The following is a 16,015-nucleotide window of genomic DNA, read 5'->3' as shown; positions in this document are numbered from 1 at the left end:
GTCGATAGCACTGAATATCCATCACTGTTGGTGTAGCCCCTATGTTCAATACCAGCTTGAAAAAGGAATTACAGGCGCAACAAGCCGAGTTATCGATGTATAGACAGATGCAACGGGGTATGGACGCCCGAATGGTGTCCATAACAGTGGATGCCAACTATCGTATTACCAACGCCAACACTAACTTTCTCAAAATGTTGGGCTATTCCGCCGAGCAACTGGTGGGGCGCAACATGGACCAGTTGGTACCGGCCTACGTCAAACAGCTCGACTGTTACCGCAACCTGGTGGCTGCGGTGCAAAAAGGTGAGTCGGCTTACGACAGCTACCGTTTTCTGAGAGCTGACGGCAGCCTGGCCTGGATTCGCGCCATGTGGCAACCGATCATGGATGAGAGCGGCAAGCTTCTGGAAATCAAGTGCTACGGCTCGGACATCACCCAGACCGTCGAGACTGCCGCCGAAAACTCGGCCTTCATCCAGGCATTGCTGCGTTCCACCGCTGTGATCGAGTTCGATCTGGGCGGTCACGTACTGGTTGCCAATGACCAGTTCATGCGGGGCATGGGTTACAACCTGGGGCAGATCAAGGGCAAACATCACAGCATGTTCTGCGAACCGCACGACAGTTCATCGAGTCAATACAAGGATTTCTGGGCCACCCTGAACCGCGGCGAGTTCGTGGCCGGGCGCTTCAAGCGTCTGGACAGCGCTGGCAGGGTCGTGTGGCTGGAAGCGACCTATAACCCGGTTCACGATGCCCAAGGCAAACTCTACAAGATCGTGAAGTTCGCCACTGTCGTGACGGATCAGGTGTTGCGTGAGGAAGAGGTCAGCAAGGCCGCCAGTATCGCCTTCGAGATTTCTCAACAGACCGACGTCAGCGCCCAGCGGGGGGCAGCGGTGGTTCAGAACACCGTCCAGACCATGCACAAAATCTCCGATGAACTGCAATCGGCCTCATCGGGCATTGAAGCGCTCGGCAAGCAATCGCTGTTGATCAGCTCCATCGTGCAGACCATCGGCGGTATCGCCCAGCAGACCAACCTGCTGGCACTCAACGCAGCCATCGAAGCGGCAAGGGCTGGCGAGCAGGGCCGCGGGTTTGCAGTGGTGGCCGATGAAGTACGGCAACTGGCAGGACGCACCAGCGCGGCCACTGAAGAGATCGTCAGCGTCGTGCAGCAGAACCAGAACCTGGCCGATGAGGCCGTGCGCGGAATGGTCAACAGTCGCGACCAGGCAGAACAGGGCCTGGCGCTGGCCAACGAGGCGGGCTCGGTGATTATCGAGATCCAGGAAGGCGCCAAGCAGGTGGTGGGAGCGGTCGGGCAGTTCGCCAATCAATTGAAATAAGGTAATAACAGTGTAACTCGATACAGAAACGGACTTGAGCCACAATGGCTCCCTTTAGATCATGACGCTGCCCGCATGCCGACGCATCGGGCAGCCTGTCAAAGGAAAGTCCACTGATGACTCTGTTTTCCAGACAATCGCGCAAAGGTCTGGCGCTGGTTGTACCGCTGGCCCTGTTACTCACGGCATGTGATGTCTCCGAGAAGCCGGCCAAGACCACTCCACCTCATACTTCATACAACAAAACCACCTGGGAAGCCTTGCCGGTCGTTTCCGACAGCGACCTGCTGGCCGGTTTTGCCTCTTGGCGCAGCGCGTGTACCCGACTCAAGGCCGATCCGGTGTGGGCCGACACCTGCACCGCGGCGGCCAGCCTGCCAGCCAGTCCGGGCGCGACGGATATACGCACCTTTCTGCAAGCCAATCTGCAGGTCTACAGCCTGCGCAATGATGGCGGCAGCGCCGACGGTTTGATTACCGGCTACTACGAACCCATATACCCCGGCAGCCTGACCCAGACCGCCCAGGCTTCGGTCCCGGTCTATGGCGTCCCCGACGATCTGATCGTGGTCAATCTGGAAAGTATCTATCCGGAACTCAAGGGCAAGCGTCTGCGCGGTCGGCTTGAAGGGCGAGTACTCAAGCCTTATGACGATGCTGCAACCATCAACGAACAAGGGCTGAATGCGCCCGTGATCGCCTGGCTGACCGACCCGATGGACCTGCAATTCCTGCAGATTCAGGGCTCCGGGCGGGTCAGCTTGCCAGACGGTACGCAAGCGCGACTGGCATACGCCGATCAGAACGGTCGCCCTTACCGCGCCATTGGCCGCTGGCTGGTGGAGCAGGGCGAATTGAAGAAAGAAGACGTGACCATGGGCACCATCGCCGCCTGGGCAAAGGCCAATCCGCAGCGGATTTCCGAACTGCTGGCCAGCAACCCCAGTTATGTGTTCTTCACTCGTAATCCGGACAGCAAAGAAGGGCCACGAGGGTCGCTGAATGTGCCGCTGACCGCCGGTTACAGTGTGGCCATCGACCGCAAGGTGATTCCACTGGGCAGCCTGCTATGGCTGTCGACCACACGTCCTGACGGCAGCAGTCTGGTTAGGCCGGTAGCGGCTCAGGACACCGGCGGTGCGATTGCCGGGGAAGTACGCGCCGACCTGTTCTGGGGCACGGGCGAAGAAGCCGGGCATCTGGCCGGAGACATGAAGCAGAAGGGCAATATCTGGCTCCTGTGGCCCAAGGACAAGCCCTTGCCTCAGGATGGCGAGCCTGCGCAGAAGTAGGCTTCTGCGCAGTACAGGCCGTGGGGTGAAGGTTTCGGGCTAAGCCAGTCGGCTATCTACCTCGAAATCCAGCTCCATGGCCTTGGCCACGATGGTCTTGAAGGACGAATGGCGCACATTCAGCAGGTAGTTGAACTCGCGTGGCACGATCACGCTGGGCACCGCCAGCGCCAGACTCTGACCCGACTCCAGCCATGCATCCCCGAAAGACGAGGTAGAGGCCGGAGCGGGCTCTTCGCGCCAGTCTGCAGGCAGGGTATCGGGACGAACCTTGAGAATGCGGTCCTTGGGAATCAGCAGTTCAAGCATGACGTAGTGCTGGATCATGCTGGAGTTATCCAGATGGACCAGCACCTCCAGCAACGCCAGCGATTCGCTGCCGGCGCAATACACGCAGGCCTGGCCCTTGCTGTTCCAGCGTCCACCGTAGAGCTTTGCACCTTCGCCGTCGAAAGCCTGAGCCAGCCATTTGCGTTTTACCAGACGATAGACATGGATCACGCAACGACCCCGTGCTCAAGACGACCGATCAGGTCCAGCACGGCCTGGGCCTCTGCCGAGGTGGTGAGCATTTCCAGCGGCCTGCGCTGACCCAGCCCGTAGACCGGCTTGGTCAGCCAGCGGCGGGTGGCTTCGGTGTCGTCTTCGAACAGGTCCATTGCGGCCTTGTAGATGGCCGCCAGGCGAAACAGCCGGTCGCTTTCCTCGGCATTGAACTGACGCACCTTGAGGCGCCGTTGCAGTGTTGCGGGCGCAATCCCCAAGTGTTCGGCCAGGGTAGAGCGATTCAGGTCGGTGTAGCTGGCCAGTCGCTCGAACACTTCGTAGGGCAACCCGGCACGCAAGGCGTTGTACAACTGCGCGCCACGGGGAGGCACGCCCAGTCTTTGCCAGAAGTCTTCCTCCTGAGCGGGGGTTGGGTAATAGTCGCGAATAGCCAGAGGCATGACAGAATCCTTCCATCTACTGATAGTGACTAGCTATATCACTTGATCATTGCTCTGTCATACATAACGCTGACAGACGGTTGAAAAACCACACACTCAACAGGAAAGTTCATGCTCTTTTTATTGGCTCAATATTCAGGAAAAAGCGTCGATAAATGATTATGTCATTGAGGTATATATCAGTTTGCCTGCCCTGCTATATTGAACCTGTGCTCTAGCGCAATCTCAGGTGCTGCAAGGCCTGCTGCATTGAACAGGCGCCGATCCATCAGGCTTCCACGCGCACAGTTATTGCATGAAAGTCGTTACAGCAGGGCAAGAAGGGACTAACAGGTTCTGTGTCGAAGTATCAAAGGGGTTTTTACAGGTTACGCTCCGGCCCGTTTTTTCGTGAAGGCAATCGGACGTATTGATACTCTGCTGCCGTCAGCCTGAAACTTTTGTAGTGAGAAACAATGAATGTCCATGATTCCGCTGCTGATTTGCGATGACTCCAACATGGCTCGCAAGCAACTATTGCGAGCCTTGCCTGAGGACTGGGGTGTATCGGTCACGATGGCAACCAATGGACTCGAAGGGCTGGGTGCCGTTCGCAATGGATTGGGTGAGGTCGTACTGCTGGACCTGACCATGCCCGTGATGGATGGCTATCAGGCGCTGGCTGCCATTCGTGCAGAAAACCTTGAAGCCAAGGTGATCGTGGTTTCCGGCGACGTTCAGGATGAAGCGGTCCGGCGTGTCATGGAACTTGGCGCACTGGCCTTCCTGAAAAAGCCCGCCGACCCCGACGAACTCAAGCAGACCCTTGTGCGGCTGGGCCTGATGGGCGAGCCGACCAAGGTGCCAACCGCCGTTGTGCCACTCAAGGATGGCGCCATCAGTTTCCAGGATGCCTTCCGGGAAACCATCAACGTCGCCATGGGCCGTGCCGCGGCCTTGCTGGCCAAGGTGCTGGGCGTATTCGTGCAATTGCCGGTCCCCAACGTCAACATGCTCGAAGTCGGTGAGCTGCATATGGCCCTTGCCGATGCCCATCGCGACCAGCGTCTCACGGCGGTGTGCCAGGGCTATATCGGCGGCGGCATTTCCGGCGAAGCACTGCTGATTTTCCATGACTCGGAACTCTCCGACATGTCTCAGCTGATGCAGCGCGACTCGCCTGACTACACCGACATGGAAATGCTGCTGGACCTGTCCACGGTCCTGATTGGCGCCTGCCTGAGCGGGATTGCCGAGCAGATCGATATCGCTTTCTCCCAGGGACACCCTCAGATTCTGGGCGCTCAGGGCGGGATCGATGACCTGATTCGCGTCAACAGCAAGCGCTGGAAGAAGACTCTCGCGGTGGAGATCAGTTACAACATCGAAGGCCACAACATTCACTTCGATCTGTTGATGTTGTTCACCGAAGACTCGGTCGAACTGCTGACGCGCAAACTTGCCTACATGATGAGCTGACCCCATGAGCCATATCGATATCAACGAGCTGCACTGGCTGTTGGCCGTCACCCAGAACATCGACGTCGGCATCGTGGTCCTGGACCGGGATTACCGGGTGATGGTCTGGAATACCTTCATGGAGAACCGCTCTGGCGTGACGCCATACGAGGCGACCAGCAAGACGTTCTTCGAGCTGTTTCCCGAGGTCAACCAGCAGTGGTTCAGCAAGAAGGTCGAGAATGTCGTGACCCTCGGCACGCCGGCTTTCACGATCTGGGAGCAGCGACCTTATCTGGTGCGTTTCAAGAACTACCAGCCCATCACCGGGCAGGAAGAATTCATGTACCAGAACACCACGATGTTTCCGCTGCGGGCGACCAACAACGAGATCAACCAGATCTGTCTGGTGATCTACGACGTGACGGACGTGGCCACCAACCGGCATCAATTGCAGGCAGCGCTCAAGCAGCTCTCCGACAGCCAGCCTGCCAACGGTTAATCGCCACAGGAACAAGGGCCGCCATCAGGCTGCGGCCCGGCTCCTGCTCGTGCTAGGATCGCGATTTTTCCGGTGACGTTCAGGGACATCATGCGACCTCAATCCACACTCACTGTTTTGCCTGTCGAGCACCCTCTGGTCGGGCGCGTCAGCCCGCCGGGCTCCAAATCGATCACCAACCGTGCGTTGCTGCTGGCTGGCCTGGCAAAAGGGACGAGTCGCCTGACAGGTGCCTTGAAGAGTGACGATACCCGCGTCATGTCCGAAGCCCTGCGCCTGATGGGCGTCCAGGTCGATGAACCGGATGACAGCACCTTCGTCGTCACCAGTTCCGGTCACTGGCAAGCTCCGCAACAGGCGCTGTTCCTGGGCAATGCCGGCACCGCGACCCGCTTCCTGACCGCTGCACTGGCCAACTTCGAAGGTGAATTCATCGTCGATGGCGATGAGTACATGCGCAAGCGTCCTATCGGCCCGCTGGTCGATGCCTTGCAGCGCATGGGCGTACAGGTCAGCGCGCCGACCGGTTGCCCGCCCGTCACGATCAAGGGCCTGGGCGGCCTGGCCGCCGGGCGTATCGAAATCGACGGCAATCTTTCCAGCCAGTACGTCTCGGCCTTGCTGATGGCCGGCGCCTGCGGGCAAGGTCCGATCGAAGTGGCCCTGACCGGCAGCGAAATCGGCGCACGCGGCTATGTGGACCTGACCCTGGCGGCCATGAAAGCCTTTGGCGCTGAAGTCGAAGCGATTGGCGATGCGGCCTGGAAAGTCTCGGCCACCGGTTATCAGGCCACGGATTTCCATATCGAACCTGACGCTTCGGCGGCCACTTACCTGTGGGCCGCCCAAGTGCTGACCGAAGGCAAGATCGACCTGGGTGTCGCCACTGAAGAGTTCACCCAGCCCGATGCACTGGCCAGCCAGATCATCGACAGCTTTCCGAACATGCCAGCCGTGATCGATGGCTCGCAGATGCAGGACGCGATTCCGACGCTGGCGGTGCTGGCGGCGTTCAACAATCATCCGGTGCGCTTCGTCGGCCTGGCCAACCTGCGGGTCAAGGAATGCGACCGCATTTCGGCGCTGTCCCACGGCTTGTGTGCCATCGCGCCGGGGCTGGCGGTAGAAGAGGGTGACGATCTGCTGGTTCATGCCAACCCGGCACTGAGCGGTCAGACCGTCGATGCCTTGATCGACACCCATTCCGACCACCGAATCGCCATGTGCTTCGCCCTGGCGGGCCTGAAGATCGCAGGCATCCGGATTCTCGACCCCGATTGCGTCGGCAAGACCTATCCCGGCTACTGGGCGGCGCTGGAATCGCTGGGCGTGCAGATCAGGCGCTAGGGTCCCTTCGCGACTGAAGTCGCTCCTACAGTGGGAGCGAATTCATTCGCGAATATTCAGATCCCGAAAATCGGCTGCAGCATCCGGGCAACCAGGCCCTGGAAGCGCAGCGGGGAATCGGTGCCCATTACACAGATGCAATATTCATCGCCGTTGGCCGTAGGCTGGTGCTGCGTATCGCTATCCAGATCGGCGAGGTCTCCGGGCCGGTATTCGCCCAGTTCATCGTGATAGGAACCCTGGAGCACGAGTGTCATTTCGCTGCCCTCATGGCTGTGCAGCGGCATGCTGACACCGGGAGCGATTCTCAGCAGCATGAGGTTGCCTTGCTCAAAGCCCTTGGCACGAACCCGCTGCACACCGGGAAGCAGGGTTTTCCAGGGCTGCTCGCTCAGGTAGCGGCCAAAATGGGCGTGAAGGGCAACGGGTAGCAAGTCCGGACTCTGAACGACAGGCTCGGCCTGTACATCGGCACGAGGCGGCTCACCCAGGCGGGCAAGCATGGCATCGCGTCCCTTGGCGGGCTCCACGGCTGCGCTGTATTGCTGGATCAGCAAACCGCCGATGCGTTCTGCATGGCGCAGGCGATCACGACACTCCGCACACTGTTCAAAATGAGCGGCGGCAACCAGAGAAATTGTCTGTGCAAGCGCACCCGAGGCGTAGCTGACCAGGGTGGCTTCATCAGGATGATGGACGGGGCTCATCATGACTCCTCGACCTTGGAACGCAGCTTTTGAAAGGCCAGACGCAGGCATGACTTCACAGTCCCAAGAGGCATGCCGAGGCGTTGAGCGATCTCTCGATGGCTGAGCGCTTCAAAGTAGGACATCCGTAAAACCCTGGCCTGATCGGCTGGCAGGTTCTGGATGGCCATGTTCAGTTGTTTTTCCTGGCGCTGGCTGTAATCGAGGGAGCTGTCGGCAGGTGCCTCCAGAAGCTCGAGTTGTTCCAGCGAGTTCTGCACCACGACCCAGCCGCTGTCCTTGCGCACGCTGTCGATATACAGGTTGCGCGCGATACGGAACAGCCAGGTTCCGAGGCTGGCCTTGGCCGGATCAAAGGACTCGGCCTTGTGCCACAACTTGAGCAGCACTTCCTGCATCAGCTCTTCGGCCTGTCCGTCAGGCACTTTCAACCCCGTCAGATAGCGCAACAGACGGGGCGCGAAGTGATCGTAGATGCGCATGAAGCTGTCGCGGTCCTGACTACGGGCCACAGCGGTGACTTCATCGATCCAAAGTCGGGTGATTGGCGAGTCGCTGTACGAAGGTGACACGTGACGGAAGGTCCTGATGCGGGCAATGCTGCTCATGATCACCTTCTGGTCGCCGTTGTCTGGAATGGGTCGGGTTGCCTGAGTGTTACGCAACCTGGACCAGAACGGATCACAAGATGAACTGCCGGGAAAAAGTATTTTTACCTGATTGTCATCATAGCCGTCTGCCACGGACTGGTGCAGCCCGTAGTGGCGAAAAGTAAGCAAGGACTGAATCTGATCAAAGGCGAGGAGTTTATTTCAAACCTGTCTAAGCCACTATGATTTCTGTCAGTAGTCAGGCGCGACACGGTCATTAACCTAGAACGTCAGGACGTTACTTCAATTCATCCCTGCGGGGGTTCTCATGGACATCCACTTTTCCCATCCGCCAATGAAAAGCGCGCTGCTCAGGCTGACACTTTTGCTGATGTTCATCGTCGGCACGAGTCTGCTTGTTGTACCTGGCCGCGCAGAGGCTATCAATCTGGCTGAATGCACAGGTACCCACACGGCAGAGTGGTCGCCGGGCCTGACAAACACGGCACAAACCATCACTGTTTCGACGAAAAGCAATTGGGCAGCCTGCGTGCTCCCTTTAGGCGCCAGCGCAACATCCGAGCAAAGCTTTCAAGCGACCTTTTCCTGCAAATCGTTTTTCCTGGAAACACCCACTATCACATGGGTCATCAACTGGAACGATGGAGCCACCAGCACCTACGCATTCACGGCGCAGATAGAAAATACCGGTAACTTGAATACTACGATCACCGGCAATGGCACTATCACAGACGGGCGTTACAAGGGGGCCAAAGCACAAACCCTTTTCACGCTTGTGAACCTCAAATCCATCTTGAACAACGATTGCAACCAGCCTTCGGGCGTCACCAAGGTGAGCGGTGCTTCAACGCTTGTTATTTTGCCTTTATAAGCACAAGAAGGTTGTGTGGCTCATCCCGCACAACCTTCCTTGCAAAACCTCCTGCCTTAAAGCACCACGCTTGGCAGCCACAGTGAAATGGCAGGAATGTAAGTCACCATCATCAGCACCATGAACAGCGCCAGATAGAACGGCAGCAGCGCTTTGACTGTGGCTTCGATAGTGACCTTGCCCACCGCAGCACCGACGAACAGCACCGCGCCCACCGGCGGTGTAATCAGTCCGATCCCCAGATTGACCAGCATGATCATGCCGAAGTGAACCGGGTCGACACCGATACCGGTAATCACGGGCAGCAGGATCGGGGTCAGGATCAGAATCAGCGGCGCCATGTCCATCACCGTGCCCAGCAACAGCAGCATGACGTTGATGCACATCAGGATCACATAGCGGTTATCCGACAGCGTCAGGAAAGCCGTGGTGATCTTCATGGGGATTTCCATCAGCGTCAGGATGTAACCGAAGCTGGCGGCAAAACCGATCAGGATCATGACGATGGAAATGGTCCGTACCGCCCGGTGCATCAGCTTGGGCAGGTCGCGCCATTTGTAATCGCGGTAGATGAACATGGTGACAAAGAACGACCAGACCACGGCAACCGCAGCCGACTCGGTCGCCGTGAAAATCCCGCTCAGGATTCCGCCCAGGATGATGACCATGGCCATCAGGCCCCAGAGTGCATCGGCGGCAATCTTCAATGCCTGACGCAACGGAATGACTTCGCCCTTGGGGTAATTGCGCTTGCGGGCGAAAATCATGCACAGCACCATCAGCACTGCGCTGAGCAACAGCCCGGGCATGATGCCGGCCATGAACAGCGAAGCGATGGACACCGTTCCGCCTGCTGCCAGCGAGTACAGCACCGAGTTGTGGCTGGGCGGTGTCAGCAGGGCTTGCACCGAACCGCTGACCGTCACGGCCGTGGAGAAATCACGCGGATAACCTTTGCGCTCCATTTCCGGAATCAGCACCGAACCGACCGAGGCGGTATCGGCCACGGACGAACCCGATATAGCACCGAAGAAGGTCGAAGCAACGATATTCACCAGCGACAGACCGCCACGCACGAACCCCACCAGCACACCGGCAAACGCCACCAGTCGCCGGGACATTCCGCCTTCGGCCATGATTGCGCCAGCCAGCACGAAGAAGGGGATCGCCAGCAGCGAAAACTTGTTCACACCGCCTGCCACCTGAATCATCAGCGCATCGAAGGGAATCTCGATCCACCAGGCCCCGATCAGCGCTGAAAGGCCCAGGGCATACGCGACCGGCATGCCCAGGAGAATCAGCGCGATGAAGCTTCCCAGCAATATAAAAGCGTCCATTCAGGCGGCCTCTTCACTTTCTTCCAACAGATCGAAGCGCACGACACGGCGGTGGCTTTGATCCCCCAGAAACATTTTTTCCAGCACGAAGATCAGGGTCAGGATGCCGCCGAGCGGAATGGGCAGGTAGGAAATCCCCACCCGCAGGGACGGCATCTCACCGAGGTATTGATTCCAGGTCGTCGCACAGAGCTTGAACCCCTTGATGGTCATGAATACACACACCACCGCCATGAGGATCTGCACCAGCACAGCAGCATACTTGCGCATCTGCGGCGACAGGCGTTCAGTGGCCATCGATACCGCCATGTGCGCACCAGCACGGTAGCTGGCGGCCGCGCCGAAGAAGGTGAATACCACCATCAGCAGGATCGCGGTGGGTTCCGGCCAACTGGAGCCACTGCCCAGTACGTAGCGGGCGAAAATGCCCCAGGGAATGATCAGGCTCATCGTCAGTACCGACAGGCCGGCAATCGCGATGCAGATCCGGTAAAGCACGTCGTTAATGCGCAGTAGCGTATTTTTCATGGGGCTCACCACAACCGAGGCGAGCGGGCTTTAGCCCGCTGCGCGGCATTATCGAATGGGCTTAGTTGGCACCGACCTTGGTGGCATCGGTCTTGACGGCTTCGATACGACTGATCAGATCCTTGTACGGCGCGCCGTATTTGTCGCGCACAGGTTGCGTGGCATCGTAGAAAGCCTTCTTCTGCTCAGGCGTCAGGGTGATGAACTCCACGCCGTTGGCCTTGAGTTTCGCTTCGGCCTCGGACGACTTCTTGTCCCACAGCACGCGCTCTTCCATCTGGGCTTCGCGAGCCAGCTTCTTCACCAGCGCCTGCTGGTCAGGGCTGAGCTTTTCCCAGGTTACCTTGGAGATCACCACCGGCTCGGGCAGGATCAGGTGCTCGGTCAGGGTGTAGAACTTGGCGTTCTGGTAGTGGTTGTGTTCCAGCAGGGTCGGCGGGTTGTTTTCTGCGCCGTCGATCACGCCGGTCTGCAGGGCACTGAAAATCTCGCCCGTGGCCATGGCGATGCCGTTGCCGCCCATGTCATTGATGGTGTCGATGAACACCGGATTGCCCTGCACCCGGATCTTCATGCCCTTGAGGTCGGATATCTGCCGGACCGGCTTCTTGGTGTACAGGTTGCGCGTACCGCCATCCATCCAGGCAAGGGCCACCAGGTTGAAGTTCGAGTTGGTGATCTTGTCGAGGATTTCCTGACCGATCTCACCGTCAATGATGGCGCGCATGTGTTCATGATCACGGAACACGAACGGCAGGTTGAACACGTTCACATCCGGTACGACCGGGCCCACGATACCCAGGCTGACCCGGGTCATCTGGATGGCGTTGGCCTGGACCTGCTCGATCACTTCTTTCTCCGAGCCCAGCACACCACCGGCGAACATCTTGAAGCTGATATCGCCGTTGCTTTGTTCCTGAAGCTTCTTGCCCATGTTCTGTTCGGCGACCACCGGCGGGTAACCGGTAGGGTGTATTTCAGCGAATTTGATCTTTATTTCCGCCAGGGCGGCGTTCGAGAAGCAAAAGGCCAACGGCAATACGGTGAGGAGGAGCTTGCGTTTGAAATCCATGGAGTTCTCCGATTTTTTTGTTTTTGGTCGGTGCTACGGGATTTTCAGTGTCGGCAGGTCAGCTCTGGAATATCGGCTCCTCAAGCCCGGTCACGCCGGGTCTGAAGGCAAACACGCCGCCAGCCAGAGGTTGGTCGCCGATATCGCCACCCGGGCGAATGGACGTGATGTACAGGGTATCCAGCCCTGAACCACCAAAAGCGCACATGGTTGGTTTTTTCACCGGGACGGTCACGGAGCGGTCGAGCCTGCCCTGTGGCGTGAACCGATGGATCAGCCCGGCATCGTTGCCGCAGATCCAGTAACAGCCCTCGCTGTCGACTGCCGCGCCATCGGGACGGCCCGGATAGTCGTTCATGTCCACGAACAGACGGCGGTCATGAGGGGTGCCGCTGTCCGTGTCGTAATCGAACGCCCAGATTTTCTGCACGCTGGGGTGGGAGTCGGACAGGTACATCGTTTTGCCGTCAGGGCTGAACCCTAGACCATTGGGAACGATGTAGCCGTGCAATTGCGCATTCAGTTGCTGCTGTCCGGCGCTGTAGCGATACAAGGCCCCGGCAGGCACGCCAGCGGCCATGTCCAGCAGCATGGTGCCTGCCCAGAAACGGCCCTGACGGTCGCAGCGACCATCATTGAAACGCATGCCGGGTTGTCCATGCTCGACGCCAGCCAGCAGGGTGCTGGTCAGGCTTTCGCCTTCGCCGGGCTGCAGGTGAAACAGCCCGCTTTCCATCCCGGCGATCCAGCCGCCACTGCTGTGGGCAGCGATGCAGGCCAGCATCTGCGGGGCTTTCCAGCTTTGGGTGCGGCTGTCGGCGGCATTCCAGCGGTACAAACGTCCGGCAGGTATGTCGACCCAGTAAAGCGCTTGCTCGCGAACACTCCAGACAGGGCTTTCACCCGTGGCGTTGCGGGCATCGAAGATCAGTTCAGCATCCATGGCAATTCGGATCTCTATGAAGTCTTCCGATTGAAAGAGCGATGTTTATTCGTCGCCGAAAGGCCCTGCTGCGACAAAGGCGCCACCCTGATAGATGCGGGCCGGATCGTCGGCGGCAGGCATCGGCTGGGCTTCGACCTTGGCGCGGAATACTTCGGAGCTGTCCTTGGGGGAATACCCCAGATGGCTGGCCAGTCGGTTATCCCACCACACGGTCTTGTTGTCTGACATCCCGTACACCACGGTATGGCCGACATCCGGCGTATACAGGGCGCGTTCCAGGAGTTGAGTCAGATCGTCGTAGCTGAGCCAGGTGCTCATCATCCGACGGTTTTGAGGTTCACTGAACGAAGAGCCGATGCGGATACTCACAGTTTCTATGCCGTAACGATCAAAGTAGAAACTGGCCATGTCTTCGCCATAGGACTTGGAAAGACCGTAGTAACCGTCCGGGCGACGAGGGGCATGGGCATCGATGACCTGGTCTTGCTTGTAGAAGCCGATGACATGGTTGGAGCTGGCGAAGATCACCCGTTTGACGCCGTGACGGCGGGCGGCTTCGTAGATATGGAACACGCCGGCGATATTGGCGCCGAGGATTTCCTCGAAGGGACGTTCGACTGAAACGCCGCCGAAATGCAGGATCGCATCGACGCCTTCCACCAGTTGGTGTACGGCCTGTTTGTCAGAGAGATCACATCTCTGGACTTCTTCACTACTATCAACAGGAGGCTCGAGTTCCGCGATATCGGAGAGTCTGAGCGTTTTCGCATAAGGCTTCAGTGTCTTGCGCAACACCTTGCCCAGGCCTCCTGCCGCACCTGTTAGCAGGAGGCGGTTGAAGGGATTTTGAGTATGACGAGCTGTGGTCATGAGAGACTCCTTGCTTGTTATTGTTATATGTTGTCGTACAACATGGAGTATTTACAGCATGGCCCGCTTTGTCAACGCATCGGCACAGGATAGCCGGACCGATGGAAGGAGCAATTCGATCAAGTCATGTCGGGACCAATGACACCGTCACATCATCTGCACACAGGACAGTGATGAACAGTTTTCGGCATTTCGATATCAACGTTGTCGGACGCGATTTCGCGGTTGGCGATATCCATGGACATTTCGCCCGATTGCAGGGCGTTCTGGATGAAATTGGCTTCGATAAAGTCATCGACCGCCTGTTCTGCACAGGCAATCTGATCGATCGCGGTCCGCAAAGTCACTTGTCTGTCGAATGGCTGGAACAACCCTGGTTCTTCTCCGTACAGGGCAGCCATGAAGCCCTGGCCATCGAGCATGTGGAAGGCCAGCCGCTGGACTATCAAAAGTATGTCGCCAATGGCGCGAGCTGGTTTCTGGAACTGTCCGATGAAAAACAGCTGCACTTCGCCGAACGCTTTTACCGGATGCCGCTGGCACTGGAAGTGGAAACCGCAGACGGCCTGATCGGCATCGTGCATGCGTGTTGCCCGCTACCCACCTGGGACCTGATGAGCGCGGTAGTGCGCGAGGAGTTGCCAGGACTCTCGCAACTGCGCAAGTCATGCCTGTGGTCACGCATGCGCTTGCGCTCGGGAGACACCAGCGGCATACCGGATCTGCGGGCACTGATCGTGGGCCATACGCTGGTGCGGCAACCAGAAGTTCTGGGCAATGTATTTCATATCGATACCGGCGGCTGGCAAGCTGACGGCAGCGGGTATTTCACCATCCTGGAGCTCGATACGCTGTACATGCATGAAAGAAAATAAGCCACGCCACGCAATATTTCTCATGAGGGCGTAGTGCAAACAAGCGTTCATGTTTCAGGCATGAAACAGCCCCCTGTTTTTATTGATTGAATAATAAAAACATCAACCACCCATCGCCTCAAAAGGCACTGTATCCAAGGGCCTGCCACACTGGCTTACAGCGGTAAACGGCCACCCGGTTCCCAGGCCCTGAAAATGATCGACGATCCTGCAAAAGGACGCTCAAGTCATATTCATGGTAGTTCGCTTGTCACTGAAGGTTTGACGCCTCCCACCACACTGAATGCCGCTGAAGCGATTTCAGAGGCGGTAGCCATCTTTGAAGAAAGTTCAGGATCACCGTTATCCGGTACACCGCAACAACATGACTCCCCACAGGTCGCCATTCTGCTATGCACTTTCAATGGCCAGCGTTTTTTGCCCCAACAGCTGGACTCCATAAAAAACCAGCGCTGGACGTCGTGGTTCATTGCGATATCGGACGATGGTTCCAGCGATGACACCCTGGATATAGCGGGTCATTACCAGGATTTGTGGGGGCCAGAGAAAATAAAAGTGTGGCGTGGGCCTGGCTGTGGGTTCGCGCACAACTTCCTGTCCTTTACCCGCAATCGCACATTACAGGCCGACTTCTATGCCTGGTGTGATCAGGACGATATCTGGGACGAAAACAAGTTGCAGGTGGCCGTCGGCTGGTTGCAAAGCGTCCCCCATGACGAACCGGCGATTTATCTGGGACGCACCACACTGATCAGCGAACAGGGCGAAGTGCTTGGCTGCTCACCACTGTTTCAGCGACCGCCGTCCTTCGCCAATGCTCTGGTGCAGAACATCGGCGGCGGCAACACCATGGTCTTCAACCACGCGGCCCGCTGTCTGCTTCAGGATGCCACCGAGCATCTGAGGCTGCTGTCGCTGGATATCGTGTCCCATGACTGGTGGGCCTATCTGCTGGTCACCGGCGTCGGCGGGCAGGTGCGCTACGACCCGACCCCTTACGTGCGCTATCGCCAGCACGACAGCAATCTGGTGGGCTCGAACGCAGGCTGGAAAGCCCGGATCGTGCGCATCCGTCAGTTGTTCAAGGGACGCTTCAGGGACTGGAACACCACCCATATCGCCGCACTGGAAGCGGTCATCCTGTACCTGACCGACGACAGCCGCGACTTGCTGGAACAGCTCAAGGCGCTGCGTTCCCCTTCGCTTGCCGCACGCCTGGCAAGTTTCAGGCGCACCGATCTTTACCGCCAGACAAGGCTGGGCAATCTGGGATTGCTGATGGCGGTGGTCATTAATGTGATGTGAATGTCTTTTCGCG

Annotated in this window: 17 protein-coding genes and 1 pseudogene; 9 read left to right on the top strand and 9 right to left on the bottom strand. The window is 58.1% G+C overall.

Features of this window, described 5'->3' with window-relative positions; genetic code table 11:
* Positions 1–41: 41 nt before the first annotated feature.
* The 3 genes and pseudogenes from KQP88_RS25490 to mltA form a co-directional block, all read left to right on the top strand.
* Positions 42–770 (top strand): annotated as a pseudogene (locus KQP88_RS25490) (PAS domain-containing protein); the annotation flags it as partial.
* 12 nt (positions 771–782) lie between these two features.
* Positions 783–1,355 carry a methyl-accepting chemotaxis protein gene (locus KQP88_RS25485; RefSeq protein WP_253950631.1) on the top strand — a complete coding sequence of 191 codons (573 nt, stop codon included), beginning with the start codon at positions 783–785 and terminating at the stop codon, positions 1,353–1,355.
* 116 nt (positions 1,356–1,471) lie between these two features.
* Positions 1,472–2,647, top strand: a complete 1,176-nt coding sequence (mltA, locus tag KQP88_RS00680) for a murein transglycosylase A (protein WP_216704571.1) — start codon at positions 1,472–1,474, stop codon at positions 2,645–2,647.
* 39 nt (positions 2,648–2,686) lie between these two features.
* On the opposite strand, the gene KQP88_RS00675 is transcribed toward mltA, so the two are convergent.
* Positions 2,687–3,148 carry an RES family NAD+ phosphorylase gene (locus tag KQP88_RS00675; RefSeq protein ID WP_025257907.1) on the bottom strand — a complete coding sequence of 154 codons (462 nt, stop codon included), beginning with the start codon at positions 3,146–3,148 and terminating at the stop codon, positions 2,687–2,689.
* A complete protein-coding gene (parS, locus tag KQP88_RS00670; protein WP_025257906.1) occupies positions 3,145–3,594 on the bottom strand; it encodes a type II RES/Xre toxin-antitoxin system antitoxin in 450 nt (149 codons plus the stop codon). The genes KQP88_RS00675 and parS overlap by 4 nt, the downstream gene beginning before the upstream one ends.
* Positions 3,595–4,053: 459 nt before the next feature.
* On the opposite strand from parS, the gene KQP88_RS00665 reads away from it, so the two are divergent.
* The 3 genes from KQP88_RS00665 to KQP88_RS00655 all read left to right on the top strand — a co-directional run bounded on the left by KQP88_RS00665 (position 4,054) and on the right by KQP88_RS00655 (position 6,880).
* Positions 4,054–5,052, top strand: a complete 999-nt coding sequence (locus KQP88_RS00665; RefSeq protein WP_025257905.1) for a response regulator — start codon at positions 4,054–4,056, stop codon at positions 5,050–5,052.
* Between the two features lie 4 nt (positions 5,053–5,056).
* Positions 5,057–5,533, top strand: a complete 477-nt coding sequence (locus KQP88_RS00660; protein ID WP_025257904.1) for a PAS domain-containing protein — start codon at positions 5,057–5,059, stop codon at positions 5,531–5,533.
* 90 nt (positions 5,534–5,623) lie between these two features.
* Positions 5,624–6,880 carry a 3-phosphoshikimate 1-carboxyvinyltransferase gene (locus KQP88_RS00655; protein ID WP_198723433.1) on the top strand — a complete coding sequence of 419 codons (1,257 nt, stop codon included), beginning with the start codon at positions 5,624–5,626 and terminating at the stop codon, positions 6,878–6,880.
* Between the two features lie 56 nt (positions 6,881–6,936).
* Here the strand turns inward: KQP88_RS00655 and KQP88_RS00650 are convergent, their stop codons facing one another.
* On the bottom strand, positions 6,937–7,587 hold the full coding sequence (locus tag KQP88_RS00650) for a ChrR family anti-sigma-E factor (RefSeq protein WP_216704570.1): 651 nt from the start codon (positions 7,585–7,587) through the stop codon (positions 6,937–6,939).
* Positions 7,587–8,099, bottom strand: a complete 513-nt coding sequence (locus tag KQP88_RS00645; RefSeq protein WP_025257901.1) for a sigma-70 family RNA polymerase sigma factor — start codon at positions 8,097–8,099, stop codon at positions 7,587–7,589. Before KQP88_RS00645 ends, KQP88_RS00650 begins: the two co-directional genes overlap by 1 nt.
* 406 nt (positions 8,100–8,505) lie before the next feature.
* On the opposite strand from KQP88_RS00645, the gene KQP88_RS00640 reads away from it, so the two are divergent.
* Positions 8,506–9,069, top strand: a complete 564-nt coding sequence (locus KQP88_RS00640) for a hypothetical protein (protein ID WP_236249427.1) — start codon at positions 8,506–8,508, stop codon at positions 9,067–9,069.
* Between the two features lie 56 nt (positions 9,070–9,125).
* On the opposite strand, the gene KQP88_RS00635 is transcribed toward KQP88_RS00640, so the two are convergent.
* The 5 genes from KQP88_RS00635 to KQP88_RS00615 all read right to left on the bottom strand — a co-directional run bounded on the left by KQP88_RS00635 (position 9,126) and on the right by KQP88_RS00615 (position 13,822).
* Complete coding sequence (locus KQP88_RS00635; protein WP_095067370.1) at positions 9,126–10,406, bottom strand: TRAP transporter large permease; 1,281 nt, start codon at positions 10,404–10,406, stop codon at positions 9,126–9,128.
* Positions 10,407–10,934 carry a TRAP transporter small permease gene (locus KQP88_RS00630; RefSeq protein ID WP_198723436.1) on the bottom strand — a complete coding sequence of 176 codons (528 nt, stop codon included), beginning with the start codon at positions 10,932–10,934 and terminating at the stop codon, positions 10,407–10,409. It lies immediately after the preceding gene.
* 61 nt (positions 10,935–10,995) lie between these two features.
* The gene (locus tag KQP88_RS00625; RefSeq protein ID WP_200993678.1) at positions 10,996–12,006 is read right to left on the bottom strand and encodes a TRAP transporter substrate-binding protein; all 1,011 of its coding nucleotides are present in this window, start codon (positions 12,004–12,006) and stop codon (positions 10,996–10,998) included.
* Positions 12,007–12,064: 58 nt separating this feature from the next.
* Entirely contained in the window at positions 12,065–12,949 is an 885-nt protein-coding gene (locus KQP88_RS00620) for a glucurono-1,5-lactonase (RefSeq protein ID WP_216704569.1), read from the bottom strand.
* Positions 12,950–12,994: 45 nt separating this feature from the next.
* Positions 12,995–13,822 carry an NAD-dependent epimerase/dehydratase family protein gene (locus KQP88_RS00615; protein ID WP_122320439.1) on the bottom strand — a complete coding sequence of 276 codons (828 nt, stop codon included), beginning with the start codon at positions 13,820–13,822 and terminating at the stop codon, positions 12,995–12,997.
* Positions 13,823–13,995: 173 nt separating this feature from the next.
* Here KQP88_RS00615 and KQP88_RS00610 point away from each other — a divergent pair, with 173 nt between their 5' ends.
* Both KQP88_RS00610 and KQP88_RS00605 read left to right on the top strand, forming a co-directional pair.
* Positions 13,996–14,697, top strand: a complete 702-nt coding sequence (locus KQP88_RS00610; RefSeq protein WP_200993680.1) for a metallophosphoesterase — start codon at positions 13,996–13,998, stop codon at positions 14,695–14,697.
* 195 nt (positions 14,698–14,892) lie between these two features.
* Positions 14,893–16,002 (top strand): glycosyltransferase, encoded by a 1,110-nt coding sequence (locus tag KQP88_RS00605; RefSeq protein ID WP_216704568.1) that lies wholly within the window; start codon positions 14,893–14,895, stop codon positions 16,000–16,002.
* The last annotated feature ends 13 nt before the right edge of the window (positions 16,003–16,015 follow it).

It is taken from the genome of Pseudomonas lijiangensis (assembly GCF_018968705.1).
Lineage (GTDB): Bacteria > Pseudomonadota > Gammaproteobacteria > Pseudomonadales > Pseudomonadaceae > Aquipseudomonas > Aquipseudomonas lijiangensis.
The sequence above is the reverse complement of the archived record's forward strand: the minus strand, read 5'-3'. Positions and strand labels throughout refer to the sequence as shown.

Coding starts and splice junctions, on each gene's coding strand:
- mltA (WP_216704571.1), top strand. CDS start 1,472: ATGACTCTGTTTTCCAGACAATCGCGCAAAGGTCTGGCGCTGGTTGTA.
- parS (WP_025257906.1), bottom strand. CDS start 3,594: ATGCCTCTGGCTATTCGCGACTATTACCCAACCCCCGCTCAGGAGGAA.
- KQP88_RS00665 (WP_025257905.1), top strand. CDS start 4,054: ATGTCCATGATTCCGCTGCTGATTTGCGATGACTCCAACATGGCTCGC.
- KQP88_RS00660 (WP_025257904.1), top strand. CDS start 5,057: ATGAGCCATATCGATATCAACGAGCTGCACTGGCTGTTGGCCGTCACC.
- KQP88_RS00655 (WP_198723433.1), top strand. CDS start 5,624: ATGCGACCTCAATCCACACTCACTGTTTTGCCTGTCGAGCACCCTCTG.
- KQP88_RS00650 (WP_216704570.1), bottom strand. CDS start 7,587: ATGAGCCCCGTCCATCATCCTGATGAAGCCACCCTGGTCAGCTACGCC.
- KQP88_RS00640 (WP_236249427.1), top strand. CDS start 8,506: ATGGACATCCACTTTTCCCATCCGCCAATGAAAAGCGCGCTGCTCAGG.
- KQP88_RS00635 (WP_095067370.1), bottom strand. CDS start 10,406: ATGGACGCTTTTATATTGCTGGGAAGCTTCATCGCGCTGATTCTCCTG.
- KQP88_RS00630 (WP_198723436.1), bottom strand. CDS start 10,934: ATGAAAAATACGCTACTGCGCATTAACGACGTGCTTTACCGGATCTGC.
- KQP88_RS00625 (WP_200993678.1), bottom strand. CDS start 12,006: ATGGATTTCAAACGCAAGCTCCTCCTCACCGTATTGCCGTTGGCCTTT.
- KQP88_RS00620 (WP_216704569.1), bottom strand. CDS start 12,949: ATGGATGCTGAACTGATCTTCGATGCCCGCAACGCCACGGGTGAAAGC.
- KQP88_RS00615 (WP_122320439.1), bottom strand. CDS start 13,822: ATGACCACAGCTCGTCATACTCAAAATCCCTTCAACCGCCTCCTGCTA.
- KQP88_RS00610 (WP_200993680.1), top strand. CDS start 13,996: ATGAACAGTTTTCGGCATTTCGATATCAACGTTGTCGGACGCGATTTC.
- KQP88_RS00605 (WP_216704568.1), top strand. CDS start 14,893: ATGATCGACGATCCTGCAAAAGGACGCTCAAGTCATATTCATGGTAGT.